This is a genomic window from Vibrio sp. 10N.239.311.G01 (assembly GCF_041465805.1).
Lineage (GTDB): Bacteria > Pseudomonadota > Gammaproteobacteria > Enterobacterales > Vibrionaceae > Vibrio > Vibrio crassostreae_C.
Window position 1 is genome coordinate 1 of the sequence record NZ_JBFSRM010000033.1, and the last position, 22,045, is coordinate 22,045.

At 43.2% G+C, this 22,045-nt stretch carries 16 protein-coding genes and 1 pseudogene; 12 read left to right on the forward strand and 5 right to left on the reverse strand.

What is annotated here, in order from left to right; genetic code table 11:
* A partial coding sequence (locus tag AB6D06_RS19995) for a cadherin-like domain-containing protein (protein ID WP_372111560.1) occupies nucleotides 1–1,678 on the reverse strand: 1,678 nt, incomplete at its 3' end.
* A gap of 190 nt (nucleotides 1,679–1,868) precedes the next feature.
* Here AB6D06_RS19995 and AB6D06_RS20000 point away from each other — a divergent pair.
* From AB6D06_RS20000 to AB6D06_RS20045, 10 genes are all read left to right on the forward strand, one after another.
* Nucleotides 1,869–2,219, forward strand: coding sequence for a hypothetical protein (locus AB6D06_RS20000; protein ID WP_065584860.1), 351 nt, complete (start codon nucleotides 1,869–1,871; stop codon nucleotides 2,217–2,219).
* 12 nt (nucleotides 2,220–2,231) lie between these two features.
* Nucleotides 2,232–3,581 (forward strand): HlyD family type I secretion periplasmic adaptor subunit, encoded by a 1,350-nt coding sequence (locus AB6D06_RS20005; RefSeq protein ID WP_017060459.1) that lies wholly within the window; start codon nucleotides 2,232–2,234, stop codon nucleotides 3,579–3,581.
* 3 nt (nucleotides 3,582–3,584) lie between these two features.
* Nucleotides 3,585–5,816, forward strand: a complete 2,232-nt coding sequence (locus AB6D06_RS20010; RefSeq protein ID WP_372101356.1) for a response regulator — start codon at nucleotides 3,585–3,587, stop codon at nucleotides 5,814–5,816.
* Nucleotides 5,791–7,215 carry a TolC family protein gene (locus AB6D06_RS20015; protein WP_372101358.1) on the forward strand — a complete coding sequence of 475 codons (1,425 nt, stop codon included), beginning with the start codon at nucleotides 5,791–5,793 and terminating at the stop codon, nucleotides 7,213–7,215. The genes AB6D06_RS20010 and AB6D06_RS20015 overlap by 26 nt, the downstream gene beginning before the upstream one ends.
* Nucleotides 7,205–8,791: an ABC transporter transmembrane domain-containing protein gene (locus AB6D06_RS20020; RefSeq protein WP_017060462.1), complete on the forward strand. Its 1,587-nt coding sequence runs from the start codon at nucleotides 7,205–7,207 to the stop codon at nucleotides 8,789–8,791. Before AB6D06_RS20015 ends, AB6D06_RS20020 begins: the two co-directional genes overlap by 11 nt.
* A complete protein-coding gene (locus tag AB6D06_RS20025; protein WP_017060463.1) occupies nucleotides 8,788–10,926 on the forward strand; it encodes an ATP-binding cassette domain-containing protein in 2,139 nt (712 codons plus the stop codon). Before AB6D06_RS20020 ends, AB6D06_RS20025 begins: the two co-directional genes overlap by 4 nt.
* A 108-nt stretch (nucleotides 10,927–11,034) precedes the next feature.
* Nucleotides 11,035–11,409 carry a hypothetical protein gene (locus AB6D06_RS20030; RefSeq protein ID WP_017060464.1) on the forward strand — a complete coding sequence of 125 codons (375 nt, stop codon included), beginning with the start codon at nucleotides 11,035–11,037 and terminating at the stop codon, nucleotides 11,407–11,409.
* Nucleotides 11,410–11,622: 213 nt separating this feature from the next.
* Nucleotides 11,623–14,826, forward strand: a complete 3,204-nt coding sequence (locus AB6D06_RS20035; protein WP_372111567.1) for a response regulator — start codon at nucleotides 11,623–11,625, stop codon at nucleotides 14,824–14,826.
* Between the two features lie 10 nt (nucleotides 14,827–14,836).
* The gene (locus AB6D06_RS20040; protein WP_017060466.1) at nucleotides 14,837–15,313 is read left to right on the forward strand and encodes a hypothetical protein; all 477 of its coding nucleotides are present in this window, start codon (nucleotides 14,837–14,839) and stop codon (nucleotides 15,311–15,313) included.
* Nucleotide 15,314: 1 nt separating this feature from the next.
* Nucleotides 15,315–16,382: a sulfate ABC transporter permease gene (locus AB6D06_RS20045; RefSeq protein WP_372111569.1), complete on the forward strand. Its 1,068-nt coding sequence runs from the start codon at nucleotides 15,315–15,317 to the stop codon at nucleotides 16,380–16,382.
* A gap of 136 nt (nucleotides 16,383–16,518) precedes the next feature.
* On the opposite strand, the gene AB6D06_RS20050 is transcribed toward AB6D06_RS20045, so the two are convergent.
* The 3 genes from AB6D06_RS20050 to AB6D06_RS20060 all read right to left on the reverse strand — a co-directional run bounded on the left by AB6D06_RS20050 (nucleotide 16,519) and on the right by AB6D06_RS20060 (nucleotide 19,673).
* Nucleotides 16,519–16,929, reverse strand: a complete 411-nt coding sequence (locus tag AB6D06_RS20050; protein ID WP_010429296.1) for a phosphate ABC transporter substrate-binding protein — start codon at nucleotides 16,927–16,929, stop codon at nucleotides 16,519–16,521.
* 9 nt (nucleotides 16,930–16,938) lie between these two features.
* Nucleotides 16,939–18,075: an outer membrane beta-barrel protein gene (locus tag AB6D06_RS20055; protein WP_016768816.1), complete on the reverse strand. Its 1,137-nt coding sequence runs from the start codon at nucleotides 18,073–18,075 to the stop codon at nucleotides 16,939–16,941.
* Nucleotides 18,076–18,206: 131 nt separating this feature from the next.
* Complete coding sequence (locus AB6D06_RS20060) at nucleotides 18,207–19,673, reverse strand: methyl-accepting chemotaxis protein (RefSeq protein WP_372111607.1); 1,467 nt, start codon at nucleotides 19,671–19,673, stop codon at nucleotides 18,207–18,209.
* Between the two features lie 621 nt (nucleotides 19,674–20,294).
* Here AB6D06_RS20060 and AB6D06_RS20065 point away from each other — a divergent pair.
* Nucleotides 20,295–20,573, forward strand: a pseudogene (locus tag AB6D06_RS20065) (gamma-glutamyltransferase); the annotation flags it as partial.
* A gap of 64 nt (nucleotides 20,574–20,637) precedes the next feature.
* A complete protein-coding gene (locus AB6D06_RS20070; RefSeq protein WP_157939025.1) occupies nucleotides 20,638–20,781 on the forward strand; it encodes a hypothetical protein in 144 nt (47 codons plus the stop codon).
* Between the two features lie 147 nt (nucleotides 20,782–20,928).
* On the opposite strand, the gene AB6D06_RS20075 is transcribed toward AB6D06_RS20070, so the two are convergent.
* Nucleotides 20,929–21,987 (reverse strand): HEAT repeat domain-containing protein, encoded by a 1,059-nt coding sequence (locus tag AB6D06_RS20075; RefSeq protein ID WP_102319817.1) that lies wholly within the window; start codon nucleotides 21,985–21,987, stop codon nucleotides 20,929–20,931.
* Nucleotides 21,988–22,045: the final 58 nt, after the last annotated feature.

The window sequence follows — 22,045 nt, forward strand, 5'->3', positions numbered from 1 at the left end:
TGTCGGTAAGAATACCGTCACCGCCATCGTAGGTCACACCTTCAACCGTTAGGTTATCACCTTCAATGTCCGTTGCGCCTGTTAATAGGTCGGCATCAGTAAAGATTAACGTGCCGTCTTCTTCAACGCTGAACTGTTGATCTTGAGGTACTGGCAGGTCATTAACTGGGTTAACCGTTAGGTCAGCTGATGCTTGAACCGTATTGGTGTCATCTGAGATATCGAAACTGATATCGATGTCACCATTGAAGTTTTCATCTGGCGTAATCGTGAAACTGCCGTCATCGTTTTGAGTAACGGTTGCATCACCGTCGACCGTTAAGCCGCTGGCTGTTAGGTCATCGCCTTCAACATCTGATGCTTGTGATAGCAACTGCTCTTGGCTTAGACGAATCGAACCATCTTCGTCGATTGAGTACGCTAGGTCGCCAGACACTGGCGCATCATCAACCGCTGTTACGCTCACGTCGATGTTTGCTGATACCGTATCGGTGCCATCTGACACATCGAAGCCGAAGTTTACGTCACCATTGAAGTTTTCATTCGGTGCGAAGGTGTAAGTCCCGTTGCCGTTGTCGGTCAGGATACCGTCGCCACCATCGTAGGTCACACCTTCAACCGTTAGGTTGTCACCTTCAATGTCTGTCGCACCAGAAAGGAGGTCAGCGTCGGTGAATACAAGAGTTCCGTCTTCCTCGATTTCAAACGTTTTATCTTCAGGAACAGGCGCGTCATTAATCGGGCGTACCGTTAAATCAATTGCGCTGCTAATCGTTTCTTGGCCGTCACTGATGTCGAAAGTAAGGTCAAGTTCACCATTAAAATCAGCTGAAGGAACAACGGTGAAAGTACCATCACCATTGTCTTGAACTGTTGCATCATCACCAACTTGAACGTTAGAAGCAACAAGCTCGTCCCCATCTACATCACTTGCGTATTCGAGTAATTGTTCTTGAGTGAATGTTATGGAGCCATCTTCATCCATGATGTAAGCCAGATCTTGTTCAGCTTCTGGCGCATCATTTTCACTTTCCACTTTGATTTTAAACGTTTCGCTTACCGTTTCAGAATCAAAGTCATCCTCTACTTCGCTAATGGTCTCTTCGTCAGAAGCTTGAACATCAACTGCAAACGTCTCTTCTACTGTTTGTGAATCTAGCTCATCACCAACTTGTTGGTCACCCGACTCTGAAGATGTCGCACTCGGCGCTGCTGAAGTACGCGCAGCTTGGCCTTGTTCTTCATTACCTTCAGCGTCTACACCACCTGTCGCAGCCTCTGCGATATCACCACCTACAGCTTGTGCGCCCGCTCCAGCACCGCCACCACTGCCAGCAGCGTTATCCGAGCCAGCTTCAGAAGCGGCTCCACCAACTACATTGGATTGTGCAGCGTCTGAATCTCCATCACTTTCTGGCGTCTCTTCTTGCACAGCCGCACCAGAAGCAGAGGCATCTTCAGCATTACCTGCACCACTCGGATTTTCGTCTAAAGCCTGGTTAACTTCGTCTGCCGCATCCGCATTTTCAGCACCCGTCGCTATTGTCGACGCAATCGTGTTTTGTTGATTTTGTTGATTCTGCTGTTGGGAGGGCGTACCCGCGTCGTTCGTGTCCGTTTGTTCTACCGCGTCATTTAGATCTTCATTTTGGTTGTTTTGGTTATTTTCGCCTGCCATTACAGCCTCCGTTGCTACTAGCTAACTGATCGTATTTATAGAGGCATTAAAGGACATCATTTTGAAAAACCAATTTTTTATACAACATTTTTCATAATTTCTTTTTAAAGAGAAAGAATCAAAAAAAATTTGAAAACTGCCTTTAAAGATCCTTAGTTATTGTGATTAAAGCAATTAAGGGAGTGGAGCGATGATAGACATGACGAATTTGTTGCGCTCGGTCGACAACAACCACAAAGGGCTGCAATTGCTATTAGGCGACTTTTACAATGACTTTTCTGACGCAGCCCTAAATATAGAAGCGCTTCATAAAGGTAATCGTTTTGATGAACTCAACAGTTACTCAAAACGATTGAAGACCATCTTAACGTTGCTTTGCGACCAAGACCTTCCGCCAAAAATGGCCAAATTGGAACACTTGAGTAGACACGAGTTTCCTGCGCCGGAAGATCTAATAGAGGATGTAAAAACTGAATTGCACAACGTCAATCGACAAATCAACCACTTGTTGGATATTAAGGAAGTAATAGATGGCAAGTAACCGAGGTCAGTCATGAGCAATAACCAAATAGAACATCACCTCAGAAAAGCACTCGTTTCCAATAACGAGGCTTCTAAGGTCACAGCTGATGACACTATTGTGCTTGCTAGTGCCATGACCAGCGTTCACAAAACGTTGCTCATTATATTCTTGCTCGCTTTGGTCGCTATTGCGGTGGCGTCACAAGCACGTATCGATATTGTTGTTTCTGTACGTGGCGAACTGCTATTGGAATCGGATGTTGAGAAAGTTCAGCATTTAGAAGGCGGGATATTAGAAGAATTGTTAGTCAGAAAAGGGGAAGTCGTTTATGAGGGCCAACCTATCGCTCGAATACGCTCACTTGACCGTAACACTCAACTTGATACCGTCAATACTGAAATTATTCAGATAGAGCTCGATAAGATTCGTTATGAAAGCTTACGCGACATGATAGAGCCTAACTTCGACGCTTTCATTGAGAAATACCCTGAGCAAGTTCAGGTCAACATGAATACCTGGAGACAAGAATTCTCTAAAAACCGTTCAAATGAAGAACTCATTACACACGATATTAAGCACAAGAACTCGTTGATCAGTTCAATGTTAAAGCGTCGCAAAAGTTCAGAGAATCAACTCTCTCTGATACGTAAGCAGCTCAACATCAAAAACACCCTCTATAAAGAAGAGATGGCGTCTTATGTCGACGTTCTTAACATGAAAGTACAAGAGTCGAATATGGTGCGTGAGATTGAGAACCTTGACGAATCTGTGATGAATGAGCGTTTCCAACTCGACAAACTGGAAAAGCAACACCGTGACTTGGTTGAGAATCGAAACTCTGAGTACCAAGCACAAATCATTCAAGCGAACAAAGACCTCAAGCTAAAGCGAATCTTACAACCGCAGCATTCCGACAAGGTTGATCGCCTAGTCGTCTACTCGCCAGTCGATGGTGTGGTCGATAAACTTCACTTCAATTTCCGTTCTGCTGTGATTCCGCCAGGAGAAAGTATCGCCGATATTGCCCCAATAAATAATTCGTTACACGGTGAAGCGAAGATCCCACGTAAAGACATGGGATTTGTCGAAATTGGTCAGGCAGTGAAAGTAAAAATGGATACCTATAACTTTGCAAAATACGGGTTTGTTGAGGGAACCATCGCCTCAATCAGCCGTTCATCATACGAAGAAGAAGACGCTGAATTCTATTTAGCTGAGATTGAAATTGACCGAAATTTTCTTGAACGAGGAGGCACTCAATACAAGTTATCACCTTACATGGAGTTTACCGCTGATGTGAAAACAGGCTCGCGTCGCGTGATCGAATACGCTGCGAAACCGGTGATGTCAGCCATCGAGGATGCTTTCGATGAGAGATAATCAATGAGCGGTAAACCTTCGTACAATATTTCCATACCCGCCCTACGTCTAAGCATACTATTTAGCGTGGTATTGGCTGCGCTCGCTTTCTATTTATACTTTTCTTGGTCAAAAATAGATTCAGTCGCACAAGTGCAAAGCGCCCCACTGCTCATACAAGCCCAGAAGCTTAATCAGACCATAGAACAAGATATTCAAACTCTGCAACAGTGTTTAAGTACCAACACTTGCGGCACTAACCAATTCAACCTGGTTAACTTGAAGCTTGAAATTAATGAATTTCGCTCTTTAGCCTCGTTGAACAAAACCGAGTTCAGCTTGGTTGGGGCAACTGAATACACACAACTGGAATTGGCGATTAATCGTTTCTCCGATAGCGCAAAAACACGTAACGACGTATTAGGCTTGTACCTTTCATTGACCAATAACTATCTGCAGATGGACGACAACTATCGCACCATGTTTAACAACCATGCAAATGACTTAATGTCAGAAAAAAACGAGTTCTTTATCTGGTTGTTTATGGTGGTCGTGATATTGGCTGTGATTACGATTCTATCCAACTCAGTTGCTATGTTGAAGCTAAAGAAATCCAGTTCTAACGAACGCGAAATCGACTATGAATTCGATGCCCTGTATCAAGAGCTGAAGCAGCTAGATTTACAACGTCTTGAAGAGCTTCTTAATGAAGTTAGCATCAACCCCAAGCAGCGTCAGATTTACTCTCATCTCAAACTTATTTTCAGTAAATTAGAAGACCAAAAGCGCAATAACGATCTCTACAAACAGTTGTATGCGCTGATCGGTTATGAGATTCGCGGAATTACAAACACCATCAACGGTGGCGTCCAATATCTGGTTCAAGAAACCGATGAAAACGGCGTGTTGATGGCGAACGATATTACCTCTGCGTGTAGCACACTATCTGAGTTAGCAGAAAACTATAATCGCTTGATATCACAGGGTACGGAAAGCAAGTCGAAAGAGTTCTCTTTACTGAGTGTGTTATCTGAATTAATGATTCATATCAGTGCCAAAGTACAACGTAATGAAAGCCAACTGGACTGCTTTATTTCTGACAACTTACCCAATCGTGTAGAAGGTCAATCCACCAGCTTGTTCTGGATATTGTTTCTGCAGCTTTCCAATGCCATTCAACTCAAATCAAATAAGAAACTGTTTGTAACGATTGAATCGGGTGCGGCTTCAGACATGGAAAATACCCGTGTCACCATCAACCTCAACTTCTTATCAACACTGGATGTTTCTGTTGCCAAGCTCAACAAACTCCATTGGAGCGCACACAAAGACCATACAGCCAGCACAGATGACTTAGCGAAAAGCGTTCTGAAGGATTACGGATATTACGAGAGCCACTGGTTCCAGTCAGGGGCTCAGGAACGTTTTCAGATCGAGCTTGATCTTAAGGCTAAGAACTTCCACACAGAGAAAACTCGCTTTGATGGCAAGCGTTTACTCTTGTGTGCTAATACTCAAGTTCGCATCGATGTGATGAAGAAAATGCTCAGTAACTTGGGGCTTGATATCACCGAGATTCGCACTGCAAATGAGCTTTTCTCAGCGGCGAAAACGTTCGGTGATTACGATGCGATTATGCTCACCGATACCTTTGAACCCAACAAGCTGCCGTCGTTGAGCAAGACGGTGAAATCTCAGCTTAAGAACCACCCAAATACCAAGTTACTGTTGTCAGTGACCAACACTCAGCAAGCACAAGAGTGTCATAGCTTCGTCGACAAAATCATCAACGCTCCTGCTATCCCTTACGAGTTCATTCCAAACCTACTCACCATTATGGAAGCGGAAGCATCGGAAGAACAGATGGAAAACAGCTCATTCCTTATCGTAGAGGATGACCGAGTTCAACAAATTTTACTGAAACGAATCTTGACCAAACAAGAATATGAACCAGACATGGTTGGCGATGGCGCCGATGCCGTGAAGCACTTTATGAACAAGCGTTCTGACATCATCTTCATGGATTGCATCATGCCGGGTATGGGTGGCATCGAAGCCACAAAACGCATTCGCCAATTCGAACAAGAAAACGAGAAAAACCCTTGTACCATCATAGGTGCAACCGCATTGACCAGCAGTAACGAACACCAGGCTTGTATTGAGGCCGGAATGGATTACGTAATCAGCAAACCTTATAAAAGCGACCAAATCATCAAGGTGATCAACAAATATGTGGCGGTACAAAAACTTAACTAGCAGCATCATAGCTGCGCTTACATTAAGCACGACACCTTCAGCATCGGCGACTACCCTGCTTGAGGCGGTAGAACTCGGTCTGCAGAACAGCCTTTCTCTTCGGGCGAGTGATAAAGGGGTCGAAGAGAACGAGTACAACATTGGTATCAGCCGCTCAAAATTTCTTCCTTCCCTCAATGGTGCTGCCGATACCACATGGAACGAGAATGAAACCTTGCTATCAAGTGTGCCTGATGAAACTTCAAGCTATAACTCGAACAGCTACAGCCTTTCCCTTTCTCAATCGATCTTCAATCTGGGCGATATTTTCAAATATGGGACGGCAAAGCTCGACTTCAACATTGAAGAGATTAAACACGAGAACAAAATCCAAAGCACTATTTCAGAAATCGGCTCTCAATACTTTGAGTATTTGAAAAACAACGCACAAATTAAAGCGACCAAGGTAGAGCTTAAGTCGTCTGAGACGCGTGAACATCAAATGCGACGCAATGTGGAACTCGGCAATACAGCCGCCAGTGAGCTTTACGAAGTGATTGCTCAGAAAGAAGGTGTGTCGAATCGATTGAGAACCTTGCAGAAAGACCGTCGTGTCATTCTCAACGGGCTCTCTATTCAAATTCAATACCCTATTACTCCATCGCAAGACATATACGAAAGCGTGCCTTTAAAAGAGATCAACGAAACAGAGCAACGCTCGATCATGGATCAGGCGTTAAAGCTCAATAACGACTTGTTGGTAGCAAGGAAAAACGTAGAAAGAAGCCGCAGAAGCTTAAAAGAGAGCGGTTCGAACTTCTTACCGACCGTATCGCTTTCAGCCAGCTATCGACACGATGACGCCAATAACTTCGACAAAACCGACATTACAGCGACAGGCGAAAGTAACTCAACCAGTGTTGGGTTAAACCTAGCAGTTCCTATCTTGTCTGGTGGCTCTGATTACTACGGCTATCAAAAATCATCGACGGCCATCGAACGTACTGAGCTGCTTTACCAAGATTCGCTTTACACCACACGTAACAGTGTGAATACCTCCGTGCTCAACATTAACGATTTCTCGCAGTCTATAAGCAGTTACGAAAACATCATTCGCGCCAACTACGCGTCTTATAAAGGGATCCAAAGAGCCTACCAATTGGGCACGCGTACTATCACCGACTTGCTGGCGGCGGAAAGTAAACTATTCAGCGCCTTAAGAGACTACGAAAGCGCACGATACGACTACATCATCGAGACCATCAAGCTTGAGCAAATTAAGGGAATACTCTCAATTCAATCTATCGAAAGCGTGATGCAATTAATGAGCGATATTGAGGGACGAGACAATCAAGATTTGGTGCCTAAACATCTTCTCTCAACGGAGTCGTTGAGGAAAGGAGGTCGCAATGCAAACTGAGCAGTTTTCGCAAAAGATCAACATGGCAGATAAGTGTTATCTGACTTTCTCAACGATAATATCGACCCTGTTTGGTTTGGTACTGCCCTTCTCCATTCTGATCATTTTTGACCGAGTGTTACCCAACCAAGCACAAGATACTCTGTTCTTATTGTTCGCGATTATCTTGATTTCTATCTTCCTCGACTATCACTTAAAAAATCAGGAAGAGAAGATTTCCTCTGTCATCATGAGGCAGTTTGAGACCAACTTAACCAATAAGGTATTTCAATCCATCTGTTTGGCGGAAATCTCTAAGTTCCGACGTTTGGAGCCAGGCGAATACCTAGAACGAATCTCAACCATTCCTGAATTGAAAACCTTCTTTGGTGGCGAATCGGTTCGAGCGCTTATCAACCTTGCCGTCAGCGTGATCACTATCCTCATCATAGGACTCATCAACATATGGGCTGGCATTACCCTTCTGATTGCCTCTGTCATCTTGGCTATTTTTGCGTGGAGCCTTTCCAAACAAAAGATTGGTAGTTTGCAGAATAAGTCAGACATCGAAGGGTTAACTACCTCCAAAATCATTGAGATCATCTCTAGCCCGCTTGATATCAAAGCTCGAAATATGGAATACCGCGTTGAAAGCCTGATGACACAAATGGTCGAAGAGCGCGAAGTTGAGAACATCAAATATGAGCAGATTGAATCTAACTTCAGCCTAATATTGGCGCTCATCCAACAGCTTTCTATAGCTTGTGTTGTTGTGGTACTGGCAACGGCCGTTATCAATATGGAATCTAGCCAAGGCATCATGGCCGCGATCATCATGCTAACCAACCGTTATTTTGCGCCTTACCAACAAGTGATGCGCACCGCGAGCCGTTGGGAGTTAAACAAACTCCATATTCAGCGTATCGTTGACCTCCTTGAATTGGCCGCCTCTGTTGAACACCAACATGAAACAACAGAAGTAGAACGTATCTCGGTTAAGTATTCTGAAAAGCAGCGTATCGAGTTCGAACTCGGACAAGCCTATTTGCTGACAGGGAAAAGTGGTTCAGGTAAGACCCACCTCGCTAACTGTATTACGCGTCAGAACAGTGATAGCAAACTAGATATCATGATTAACGACACGCCTTTGGATGACGTCAATTACAACGTTTGGCGTAACAGTGTTCTGATGGTTGATAAGACCAGTTCGTTCGTAGAAGGGACGATTATCGATAACCTCACCTGTTTCCGCCCAAGCTTGAATAACACGGCGTTTGCACTGTGTGAAACCATGAACATCAAAGCTCAAATTGATGGGCTTCCTGCCGGTTTTTATACAGAACTCAAAGGCCATATGCGTAACCCATTCTCACGCCAAGTTGGCTACGCCCTATTATTAGTTCGCGCCCTGCTCGCCAGTAAGCGCGTATTGATATTTGATGACATCGACTGTGTGTTTGATGAGGAATTTGCACGAATGGTTCTCACCAGTACGGCTTATCGAGCCAACGACAAAATCTTGATCATCGCCAGTAATAAAATGGACAAGCTTAACCATCGCCTCAAACGCGTAAAACTTACCGGAGGTGACCAATGAGTATCTTAGTCGACTTCAATAATGTACCGCAACGTGTCTTGGATTTTGAATCCAGCGGATACGACGAACGTTACAGTCAATCGCCACTTATCCGCGGTTTGGCCTACACCTTGATAGCACTCGAATGGGAAGGCACACCCGCGATACTCAGCGATGCTTTTATTCCGAAACACAAAGACAGCGACAGCTTTACAGCAACCATAGAGCGTCTTGGGTATCGCTGTGATGTGACCAAATTAAAGACACTCGAGAATATAGATAAACACCCTCAGCCATGCTTTATTGAAATAGAGAATCTAAGTGCGATTTTCTTAGGCACCAAAGATGGAAAGTTGCTGCTGTTTGATTACACGAACAACAACACCATTGAATACCCAATGTGCAAAAAGCCCTGTTTGCTGATTGCGATTAGCGAATATTCTCGTCTGTTCCGCGAGCCACCTCCGGAATCGCAAGACAGAAGCAATTGGATTAAATACGCTTTCTATCGTTATAACAATGAACTTAAAAGCCTGATCATTCTCAGCTTCGTCATCAGTATTCTCGGTGCATTGCAGCCATTCTTTATTATGAGTGTATATAACTTCGCACTGACTTCGAGCTCCGAAGCCACACTCTATTGGCTAACCTTATTCGCCATTATTGTCGGCTTCTCTGAATACTTTTTTAAGAAAATGCGCGTCAACATTATTGCGACCTCCGGTAAAGACCTCGCCGTGCACATCTCGCAAGCCGTTATATCTAAGTTGCTTTGGCTACCCTATGCGATGACATCTACTGCTGGGGTCTCTTCTCAGCTAGCACGTTTGAAAGATATCGATACCTTCCGACGCTTGGTGACCGCAGAATCAACGCTTAGCTATTTTGATATGCCGTTTGTGATTGTATTTATCATCGCCATTGCTCTGATGTCTGGTACAGCGGCATTGGTGGTGATGGGCGGCTTAATACTGATGTTAGTGTTCTGTATTTACTCGCGCTATATCTACTCGCAAGCCACATCCAAAAGTTCGCGTGCCAATGCGATGGTTTCGTATCAATGGAATGAAATTCTTCGTGGTATCAAGACTATCCAAGGCCTGCCTTTACTTCGTGTCGTTCAATCTCGATTCAGCGCATCGCATATGCAAAGCACCAGCGATGCAGAGAACGTTGCCGTAACGAACAGTAAGATTCAGGCCGCTGGCGGTAGTTTGATCCAAGTGATTGGCACAGCAAGTATCGTGACTGCAGTTATTGGCGTGATGGAAGGTACTTCTGATGCGGGTGCCATGCTCGCGACCGTTATTCTGGTTTGGAAAGCGTTAGGCCCAATCATGGGTATCTATAACTCAATTTCCAAGTTCCAGTCGATCAAAGCTTCGTCCGCACAGATCAACAATTTAATGTCGATGAATGACGACAAATTAACCTTAGAGAAAAGCCCGCCTATTCGCCTGTTCCAAGGCAGCATCGTGGGCAGCGGTGTCAGTCACCGATACGCGGGAGCAGCAACCGGCTTAACTAACTTGGGGTTCAAAATCCCACCCAGTGCCAAAGTGGTCATTTGTGGCCCTACGGGCTGCGGTAAAACCACCTTAATTTCAATCATTGCTGGGTTAGAAGACCGCTATCAAGGCGCTGTATCTGTCGATGGTTACAACATTAAACAGTTCAATAGCTACCGTTATCGCACGTCGATTAACTACATCCCTTTCAATTTGCATATTTTTGAAGGCTCACTTGAGACCAACTTCATTTTACACAACGGACTGATTCCAACAGACAAGATGCAAGAGATGATCAGCTTCTTCGAATTAGATGAATGGCTTCCGGAAGGCTTGGCTACTCAGTTAAGCGTGGATAAATGCAAAAGTCTTCCGAATGGAATTCAACAAAAACTGCGTCTGGTACTTGGCCTAGGTAACTGTGAGCAATCTCTGATTATCATTGATGAACCGTTCAACGGTGCAGAGCAAGAAAACGCTCAATACTTTAATCGCCTGTTCTCCGATAAATTGTTGAATAAGACCGTGATTTTTTCGACTAACGACCCTGGTTTGATCGCAACATCAAACATGAGTTTAGTGTTAGAGCCGGATGGAAATTTGAAATATTTTGGCTTAACAGACAAATACTTAAACAGCTTAAGCTAAAACCTCAACGCTTAATCACAATTCGCTATTTAGGAAAATGGATATAATTGACAAATTCATAAGCGAGAGGGATGATTCGCCCCAATACCACAGGTAACAAGGAAGAATATGTACACATTCGTTGCAGACAAGCTTGATGTAGCTTACTTATCCGCAATTCCTGAAAACCACCAACTTCAGGAGTGCGATGTACCTGAAGAAGAGATGGAGCTTCGAGAGATCGTTGAGGTTTGGTATGAGTCTGCCTTCCTACCCGCTTTCAATCTTCAGAAAATAGACATTGAGAACAAAGCAGAGCTCACCATCGTACAAATGCACGTATTCAGCAATGATACGAGCACACTCGCCTTCCTACTAAAAAACAGAGTGTATCGCGCCGCACTTAACAGAATGCTCGGTATTTGGACATTAGAACCCTCTGCAAAAACCGTATTAGAGCAACTTCTTTTCGAATTAAGCCTCGATAACAATCGTCCTCATTAGTAAGCTTTTTAAGTGATTCATCAATAAGCATAAAATTAAACAAACTGCCAAACGCTATAAATTACTAATAAAAGAACGCATTTCCAAATAAGCTCTGGAATCACAAGAACTTATACCTCTCCCACACTTACGTAAAATTTACCGTTTCAAAGTTTCCATATCGGCATTTTTATTCTACTGTTTTTATATAACGACAGTTGGATGGATCCTTATATGGCGATTACGGTTTGGAATAACCTTTCAGTCAAACATAAACTCTTTGGCTTAGTTCTACTTCCCATTTCATTATTACTCTTCCTAGCAGGTAGACAGGCTTATATATTAACGACTCAGTTAACCGATTTTGAACGAACCAATCAGTTATCTGTCTATCTTCAAGATATTTCTATTTTGTATAGAAGTACCTTAGCCTCTAGCCCTGAAGAGTTTGCTACTCAAAGCAACCAAGTAAAGGCAGAACTTAAAAACCTGTCTCCCATCATTTTTTTAGACGCATCTGATGAAATGAATCAACTTGTTGCCGATTTCAGCGAAGCGACCTTATCGACGATGCAAGTGACTGACACTTACGATAAATTGGATGCCCTCGAATGGCAGAGCGATTTATACAAGCAACTGTTACTTGAAGTAGAGAAAGTCCCTTTTGAAAACACTAAACGTGAAATTCAACAGCACCTCACTGCCCTTCAACAACTTGAGTGGTTGATGTTTTGGTCGAACGAAGAGTTCAAGCTTGGTAGTTCACTGATTGAGATCTTCCAAATCAGCCAAGAGTACGACCCAGAACTCGCCGAACAGATCAAAACCTTGAGTGAAAGACAGCAATTGTTCTTAGAGCGCTTTGTTTCATTGAACGCCAACGAACATCAAGTTTCTTTGATGGTTGAAGTGTTTCGAAATGATGTGTTTGCTCAAAGCCAAGAGATAAGAAGCGCGCTACTCGACCTAAATACAATCAGCCAACTGACGCCACAAGAAGTGTCTGTCGGCTTAGAAGCGATGAGCGCACGGCTCAACTTATTACAAAGCCTTGGCGGCGTAATCAAGCAAGAGTTTCAACAAGAAGTTGAGCAAGCCATCTATGACGCGCAAATACAACGAACCCTGTTTATTTCAATCGTCGCTTTGCTGGCTGCGATTGTTATGGGTTTAACTCTTAGCTTGGCGAGACAAGTCACTAACAACCTTAATTTGGTGTTAGCTTTCTTAAAAAGCGAAAATGATGACACGCGCCCTTCTTTAGATAAATTAATCCAAGGTAAAGATGAACTCAGTCTGTTTGCTCAGCAAGTTGAACGATTGACCATCGAACGAGAGCTCGCGAAAGAGAGATTGACGGTAGCAAAAGAAGACGCAGAGAGAGCCAAAGAGGATGCCGAACACGCGAAAGACCACGCAATACAAGCCAGCAAAGCAAAAAGTAGCTTCTTGGCCAACATGTCTCATGAAATTCGCACCCCGCTCAATGGTGTTATTGGTATTTCGGAAATCCTCGCAGATACGCCGCTCACACCCACACAGCGTGATTATGTGGATACGATTGAAACTTCATCCCAACTGCTACTTAGCTTAATCAACGATATCTTAGACTTCTCTAAAATTGAGTCTGGCATGCTATTAATCAGCCCGCATTCTGCATCGATTAGAGAGTCGATATACGACATCGCCTCTATTGTGGCACCAAAAGCGAAAGAACAAAAAATATCGGTTAACGTTGATATCAGCCCAGACACACCAGCTCGCGTGATGATCGACGATCACCGCTTAAGACAAATCCTAATGAACTTTATGTCGAATGCAGTGAAGTTCACGGCAGAAGGTGGCGTCACATTATCAATCCAAACGCTCGAACAATCTGACGATAATGTCACCATTCGATTTGCCGTTCGCGACACAGGTATTGGTATCGATTCAAAGCAACAAAAACAAATATTTGAACCGTTCGCTCAAGAGGATGATTCAACAACCAGACAATTCGGTGGTACCGGTCTTGGCCTAGCCATCAGTACACAGTTGGTAGAGCTGATGGGTGGTCAAATTCAACTCGACTCCGTCAAAGGTGAAGGAAGCTGTTTCTACTTCGACTTGGTATTGCCTGTTGACTTGATACTGCCAAAACCAAGTACAGCAACGGCTGATATTTATGTGCTGGGTAACGAAAACATGCTCTCCGAGCGAATAGAGTCCGACCTTAACCTTTATGGTTTGAAGGTTACCGATAAAACGAATGATATAACGGCAATTACAGAGCAGCTCTCCACTCAAAAACACACTAAACCTATTACTGTTGTTTTCGCCGAAGATGACGCATTCCTAGCTAATACCCACGCAGATAACTTAGAAAAGCTGCACCAAAACGGCATCACTATCTGTTTGATACGTTCCTTCTTAAGTGAGCCAGCGGATCTTGGTGACAGCGTTACTGCACAAGTCGCACAGCCCCTACTCGGCTTGCGTTTAATTAAAGCTATTGAGCTTTGTGATACTCGAGGTTTGGCGGAACTATCAGAAGCAAGCCAGACATCAGTCGAGATCCAACACAAAATCCTCATCGTTGAAGACAACAAGATCAACCAAAAAATTGCTGGTCTTCATGTCGGTAAAAGTGGTTTTGAATTCGAGTTCGCTAATAATGGTCAAGAAGCTGTGGACATGTTCACCGCTAATCCTCATTACGCGGCGATACTCATGGACTGCATGATGCCGGTTATGGATGGCTTTGATGCAACAAGCAACATCCGAAGAATTGAAAAAGAAACGGAAGCGACGCGACGCATCCCTATCATTGCATTGACCGCCAGTGTCATCGATGACGATATTCAGAGGTGTTTCGACGTTGGTATGGATGACTATGTACCAAAACCATTCAAGTTCGAAATGCTTAAAGAGAAAGTACTCACCGCGGTAGAAGCTATGCCACTACCAGCTTCCTATAAAGCTCAACCTAAGAAACAACCTGCAACTGTCACTCCAATTATCAACGGGGCTGCGACCAAACGTACTTTGCCTAAAGAAGCGGAACAAAACGCAATTCCGAGCAAATCAGAGAGAATCTTGCTAGTCGAAGACAACCGCGTCAATCAAAAAGTAGCTTCTATCATGCTGAAGAAGGCCGGATATGCCTTTGAAATTGCAGACAACGGACAAATTGCCGTTGATATGTACCAGAACGACAGTAGCTTCGACATTATTTTGATGGATTGCATGATGCCTGTTATGGACGGTTTCACGGCAACTAAGGAGATTCGAGAACACGAGAAAAACCAAGGCTTAAGCAAAACTCCTATTATCGCGTTAACCGCCAGTGTTATCGATGATGATATTCAAAAGTGCTTTGATTCCGGAATGGATGGATACGTAGCGAAGCCCGTAAGAAAAGAAAAGCTATTCCATCAAATAGAAAGTGCGATTTGTTAGGAGATACCTCATGGATTGGATTAGAACAATAAAAACACTTCCCCGCAGAGTCATGTTGCCAGTCGCGGTAGGGCTATTAGGAAGCTTGCTTTTTCTAAGCCCTGCTCACGCCGCTGAAGATTATGCCATATTTTCTTTAGACTCCGGATTTGAAGAGATATCAATAAACAAAGCGCGAAAGCTCTATAGAGGGAAAACTAAGCACCTCAATGGCAAACGTGTTGAACTGTCTGATTGGCCTGAGAACAGTGCCGAAAGAGAGGACTTTTATCAGCTTTTGCTTGGAAAAAATGCCGCTCAAATGAATGCACACTGGGCTGGTTTATCTTTTTCAGGAAAAGCGCGTTATCCAAGAGAAATCAAAACGGCGTCAACCGACAGCTTAGTCGACTGGCTTGATGACAAACCAAACCGTATTGGTTACTCCCCACTCTCTTCGGTTCCTCAAAATGCCAACGTTCTCTACGTTATAAGTTCGGAGAAATAATATGAAAAGAATAATTACGTCAGTGTTATGTGCTTCAATGGCCTCTCCGGCTTTTGCGAATATCGAACTTACCGATAATTTATCCTTGAGTGGCTTTGGCTCAACGTCTTGGGCAAAATCAGATAACGATAACCCCTTAATTATTACCCGCGGCTTTACCGATGAAAACTGTTACGACTGCGATACTACATTTGGGGTACAACTCGACTATTTTTACAATTCATTCAAAGCTTCCGTGCAAGTTGTCAAACCACCACAATACGATTGGAGTGAACCACAACTCGAGTGGGCTTATCTTGGCTATGAGTTTAACGACCTTGATGTAAGTGTCGGGCGTCTGAGGCTCCCGTTATTTCTCGCGTCTGAATACTATTATGTAGGCCAAGCTTACATGACAGCAAGGCCGCCTACAGAGGTCTACAACAGCGTACTTGGCATCACGGCGTTCAATGGTATTAAAGTGAACTGGACTCATGATGTGAGCGATGAAGCGACCTTGTTACTCTCCCCGTTTGTTGGAATTAAGGATAAGAATGATGTCGAGTTCAATTCATCAACCAAGCTTGAATTTGAAACCAATCGAATGTTCGGAGCGAACTTGCAGCTTAGTGGTGAAGATTATCGTTGGAACATATCTTTCCTAGATTCAAATTTTGACCAAACGGTTAAAATCAAAAACATTGGCTCTCTTCCAACAGATAACAATCAGCATATCCAACTTTGGTCTCTAGGTGCAGAATATGAGTTTGGTCAGGCCATCTTTGCCAGTGAGGGGCAAATCAGTGACTTCAATTCTTCTATGTATGCAAGCCTTGGTTATCATTTAGGTCAATTTACCCCATACCTTGTATACGGGGCGCAATTCGACGCCAATGAACACTTAAATGGTAACAGTTATCTTATTGGTGTGGACTACGATGTACTGCCAAATGTATCTATCAATGGTGAAATTCAGTACTTTGAAGCTCATAAATCAAGAGGTGCCTTTATCGAAGATTTCAGTTCACTCAATACTTTTGATGACAAAGACGCGATGCTTTATACCGTCATGTTGAGCTTCGTGTTTTAACCCACGATAAAAAATCGTATCCATCAAAACATTGGTCAACGCGACTATTAGTCATAAATAACAATAGTGATTAAAACCAAAAGCCCAAGGTAATCAAATAACCTTGGGCTTTTAAATGCTGGTAAGTAAGCAACGCTTAGTATTTAAATAATACTTTCACGTCACCTGTTAAAGCGGCTTCATCTACATAACCAATTGCATTGGTTTTTGAAGCAACCGTTATAATTGCTTCGTTGTAGTCTGAAACCTGGATTGGAGCTTCAGCTTTACCGGTAAATACAAGTCGCGACCACGCTGATTGAAGTTGTGATTCGCTGCGTCCCGTTGCCACCTCATGGAAGGCAAGTCTGCCTTCAGAACCATCAGCTAGCTCGATGATCTGTGCTTTAGTGCCATTCGATAGCTTGCTTTTCTTACCCATGAATAACTTTTTAACGTCTGATTTAGATAAAGAATCAACGCCAGCATTGTTACCAATCACTACCATTCCAGCAGAAGCGTTAAATGAAAGAACCGCTACGGTTATTGCTGCCAGTAAACTTTTCATATGGCCTCCTTAGAATACGAAATCAAGACGTGCTGAATAGACAATAGAGCTGTCTTCAAGGTAATTACCCGTTGCAATATATGGGCTTACTGTTGTTTCAACATTACTTTGGAACCCACCACTAGTATCGCGGTAATCGACATAGGTCACATCCGCTTTTAAAGACATGTTCTTAGCGAAATCCCAACGGCTACCAACAGAGTAAGAAAGACGCTCGTAATTCATCGACTCTTGAATAGCCGTCGTAGTCATGTTCTCACGTTCTTCGTTGTCTGTTGTTTCAACCCAGCTAACGGAAACGTAAGGCGTAAATTCATTGACTCGGTAACCAACCAAACCAGAAACCGATTGATAGTCATAAAACTGCCCTTCCAATTGAACATCTGCAGCTTCTACGTTAACTAACAGATCACCATTGTCATATTGAGCACCCAAAGAGATGAACTGACCATCTTGGCTATCTAGCATTGCACCCAATTGACAATACGGGTCTTGTGAGTTTTGGAAATCACAAGATGGATTAGATTCAGCAACAAAATATGAACCACGGAAGGTAAAGTCATCTACGTTCCAGTTGGCACTGATACCGAATAGTTTATCTAGTTTCACCTCACCAACAATTGAGTCATCTTCATCAATAGTACCGATACCAACCACTGGCTGAAGAAGAATACTTGAATCTTCAAGTTCAATCGGAATCAATAAATCAGCACCCGTGTAGCCCTTCAAAACAATGTTTTCATACAACTCTTGAGAAGGCCTGATCATTGGATACGCATAGCCAAGGTCTGTGTAATCTGAGTAGAAAAACAAAGGTAAACGCAACTTACCTGCTCGAGCTGTGAAGGCCTCAAAATCATAAGAGGCATAAGCCATCTCAATTTTTGGCTCATAATCATAACGGCTGTTTGCAACGATTTGCGTCACGAACTTAGCACGCTCATTTACTTGAAAATCAAATTGTAAGCCTGCTAATGTCTCTTGCTCCCAATCTAATTTTTCGTCGGTATAACCCGCATAACCTATCGCATTGTCTGACTTACCGATGCCTACAGAACCAAATCCACTAATTCGAAGATCATCCATGTTTGCAGCATTTGCTCCAAACGCCATACTTACTAGGGCAGCAACCACTGTCTTCTTCATAACTAACTCCAATTGTTATGTGATTTTTCGTTTTTATATAATTGTTTTTGTATAATCAGCCCATATTTGGGGCATACTCCCGCCCTCCTTAAGGCATAGCCGAAAGGAGAGAGGGAATGATTCTAGGGAACTTAACTGACTTTAAAGTGGCCAGTTAGTGTTGAAAGGTTACGAGTCACTTTTTGAATATCTTGCGCCACGGCGTCCACTTGCTGAACGCTGTTACTGGTGCCTTCTGCCATCTTGCGAATTTCTTCGACAAAAGTTTCAATACGAGTGGAGGTTTGCTCCTGCTCTTCAGTCGCAGCGGCAATACTTTCGTTTCGTTGACTGATTTCGATAATATCTGAAGTAATTTTCTGCAGAGAATTTTCCGCGACAATTGACTTTTCAACACAAGTTTCGGCTTTAACTACGCTATCAGAAATAATCGATGACGCAGTTTTTGCTTGGTCTTGTAACTGTAAGAGTACAGATTGAATTTCTTGTGTAGATGATTGAGTTCTTGATGCTAACGTTCTTACTTCATCAGCAACGACAGCAAAACCACGGCCTTGTTCACCAGCGCGTGCAGCTTCAATTGCCGCATTAAGCGCAAGCAGGTTGGTTTGCTCTGCAATCGCACTGATCGACTCAAGTATCGAGCCAGCACTTTGTGTGTTGTCATTTAGCTGTTTAACCACTTGAGATGCATTACTTACATCATGCGTTAATTCTTGCACGGCTAAAATCGTACTCTTGACTTGCTTCTCTCCTAAGCTTGCTTGCTCACTCGCACTGGAAGCTGAAGTCGAAGCATCATTAGCGTTCGTAGCGATTTCTCTAGCGGCAAGAAACAATTGATTTAATGAACTTGATACTTCTTCAATAGAGAGATGCTGCTTAGTCGACAACTCACTTGTTACTTGACTTGATTTAACAAGTGAACCAGAGATCGTGTCCAGCTGAGTAACGTTACCTATAGTGTGTGTGACGTTCTGTTGTAAATGAGAGACAAAGTTATTGAATGATTCAACTAAAGGTTTCAGTTCGTCATTTTTTTCATGCTGTAGGCGAACCGTTAAGTCTCCATCCCCTTCAGCAATATCACGCATTTTGTCACTGATATTCGCGAGATCTCTACGTATACCTTTCACCACAAACCAACCAAAGATACACATCGTAAGCATGGCTACAGCACCAGACACACTCATGATTTGGTTAGCTTTTTTATTGTTTGATTCTAGATCTTGTACCGCGTTTTCAAACTCTGATTGACGAGCCAAAGAAAACTTATGCATACCCAAAGTAAGCTCATCTAAGATTGCGGTGCTCTGTTTTGCAAGGCGCCCAGCTTCGCTAAGGCTGATCTCTTCATCTATCATGCCTTGAGCAATTCGGTAAGCTAACTCAAAATATTGATTGGTTTGATTTTGCAAAAGTGCAGATGAGCTCTGTAATGAAGGATCGAGAGAGATTTGAATGTTGAAGTTATTTTGAATCTCAGCGAGAGTTTGCTTGTTCATCTCCAAAATCTCGTCATCGCCTAGAGTCACTGCCAAATTAAAGCGCTCGGCTAATTGAGAGATCAATACACTATTCAATGAAGCCGCATTCATAACCGGATAAGTAACTTGATCAATTCGATTAACCTGTTGGGTGTTACTGGTTAACGTATCCCCTCCGACAAATAGAATACTAGTAAATCCTACTAGCGACACTAAACATAAAGCCAAAATCCTATTTTTGATCGATAGTGTAAACATAAGCTCCCTTTGTTAAACAGTATGATGAACTGCACATGTATTTTGAACAATAACAGATCTGACCAGTATATCAATCTGTCACACCGAAAATAGTGACAAAAATGTTAATATTATTTATAAATTATTATGCAAGTAAGAATAACCATATAAATCAGCATGTATAATTAACTACTTTATTAAAAACGAGTTCAACATCAAACTGAACACCTCTCCATAAGACTGTAATTCATCATGTTCCAAAATCGCTTTAGTTATTCAAAAATTAGGATTTCAAGATAGTTAAATTAATATTGAGAACCCAAGTTTGCCCTTACATTTAGCTTCGCAATAAATTTAAGCCGCAAAATTCTCTACTATTTAATGATTCTGTCAGCAGCGTCAGTGTTGTGTAAAAAGGCTGCAAACTCACGAACTTCACCGCCCTTACTCGGTCAATCTTAGAGCGAATAAACAGATACCTTAAACGGAGAACGCATGCGAATAGCGACTTTATCTTTAAGTTTGGTTTCAGCGGTCGGTTTCGCGGCTAAGCCAAATCCTTTTCCAATTACGCCAGACGAAACTGGCGAAGAGTTTATGGTAAGTGCAACGAATCCATATGTAAGCAGCACTGGGTATTCGGTACTCAAGCAAGGAGGTAATGCAGTCGATGCAATGGTGGCGATGCAGATGACAATGTCGGTGGTTGAACCGGATATGACTGGGATTGGCGGCGGTACTTTTGCGCTGTTTTACCAAAAAGACAAAGACCAAGATTGATCGCACCAAACCTTATGACCCAACGGGTTTACTCGTCGAAAAGAAAACCTACGCCGAAATGTTAGTACCAGAGTTCATGCAGCTCGGTTATCCGGTGCATGTCATTCCAGTCGTCAGTGGCTTGAATGCCATTGAAGTCAAAGATGGCAAGATCTATGGCGCGACCGACAGACGCCGTGCATCAAGCTCTATGGGTGAATAATAAAACGAAATGGGCAAGTAACAGGCTTGCCCTTATTTTGTCTTTAGTTACTTGAACCTCGTCTAAGCAGTTCATGGATGCGAAAAAGCCAGTCGAACGTGTCGACTGGCTTTTCATTATAGGCTTCGCTAATTACTCATTAGGATATTATGAGCTTGGCGCTACTCGTTTATCTTTCAACTGATCAATAACATAGTCAGGAGCTACTTTACCTAGCTCACCTAAGCAATCATCGGTCTTTTCATTTCCGTAGCGCACATAGATATCGCATACCGCGTATAGCTGCTCTGGAGAACCAGAGATCAAATATGCTTTCTCGAACGATTTAGTCGACTTGTCGATATCCAACTCTTCTTGTAATACCCCATTTAGGTACCAGTAGTAGCTGTTATCTTTCGCTAGCTTCGCAGCCACTTCAATCTCTTTGGCTGCCGCAGTTTTGTCTTCAAGGCGAACCAGAGTCAACGATTTCGAATAATGCAGAGCGGCGTTGTTTGGCACGCTCTCCAAACCACGATCTAATACTTCGACTGCTTGCTTATCTTTGTTCTGAGCTCGAAAATTATCTGCGTAGCTCAACCAAACTTGCGCTTCTTTTGGATGCGTATTGATCAGCTCTAGATAAACCGTTTCCGCCTTATCCCAGTCATTGTGCCAACGAAGCACATCAGCAAACAGTAATTGGTACTTTTCAGATTCTTGCGTTTCCAAGAAGCTAATAAGCTCTGTGACTGGTGGTTCAATTTGTGCTTTCTGCTCGTCATCCAATGCATTGAAGTCACGGACTAGGTTTGACGTTGCCGTATGGCGAACCATGGTATCGCTGTCTTTTAGCAAGGGGGAAACTAACGCCCAGCGATGTTCAAGTTGGTAAGGTTCAGAACCGATAACCGCCGCTTCACGAACTTCAGGGTTTTGATCTTTTAAGCCTCTTGCCACCGCCACCAGCGCATTTTGGCTTGGATATGAAGCAAGCTCTTGCAGTGCACCAGTACGATTTTCAACAGATTGATTCTGATCTTGTGCCATGTAAGACAACTGTTGAATGCGGGTTTGAGTGTCCGTCATTTCAAGCACTTGATTGATATTTTGTGCTGGCGCGTCAACCGTTTGTTGAACGCTATTCGCAGCCATCGCAGACGTTGAAATTAATGCGGACGTTGAAATCAATAAAGCAACAGCCGTCGCTAAACTCTTCTTCATCATAGTATTACCTTAAACTGGAGAACTTAGCCTGTCCTTAGACTCGTATCTGATTAAATTT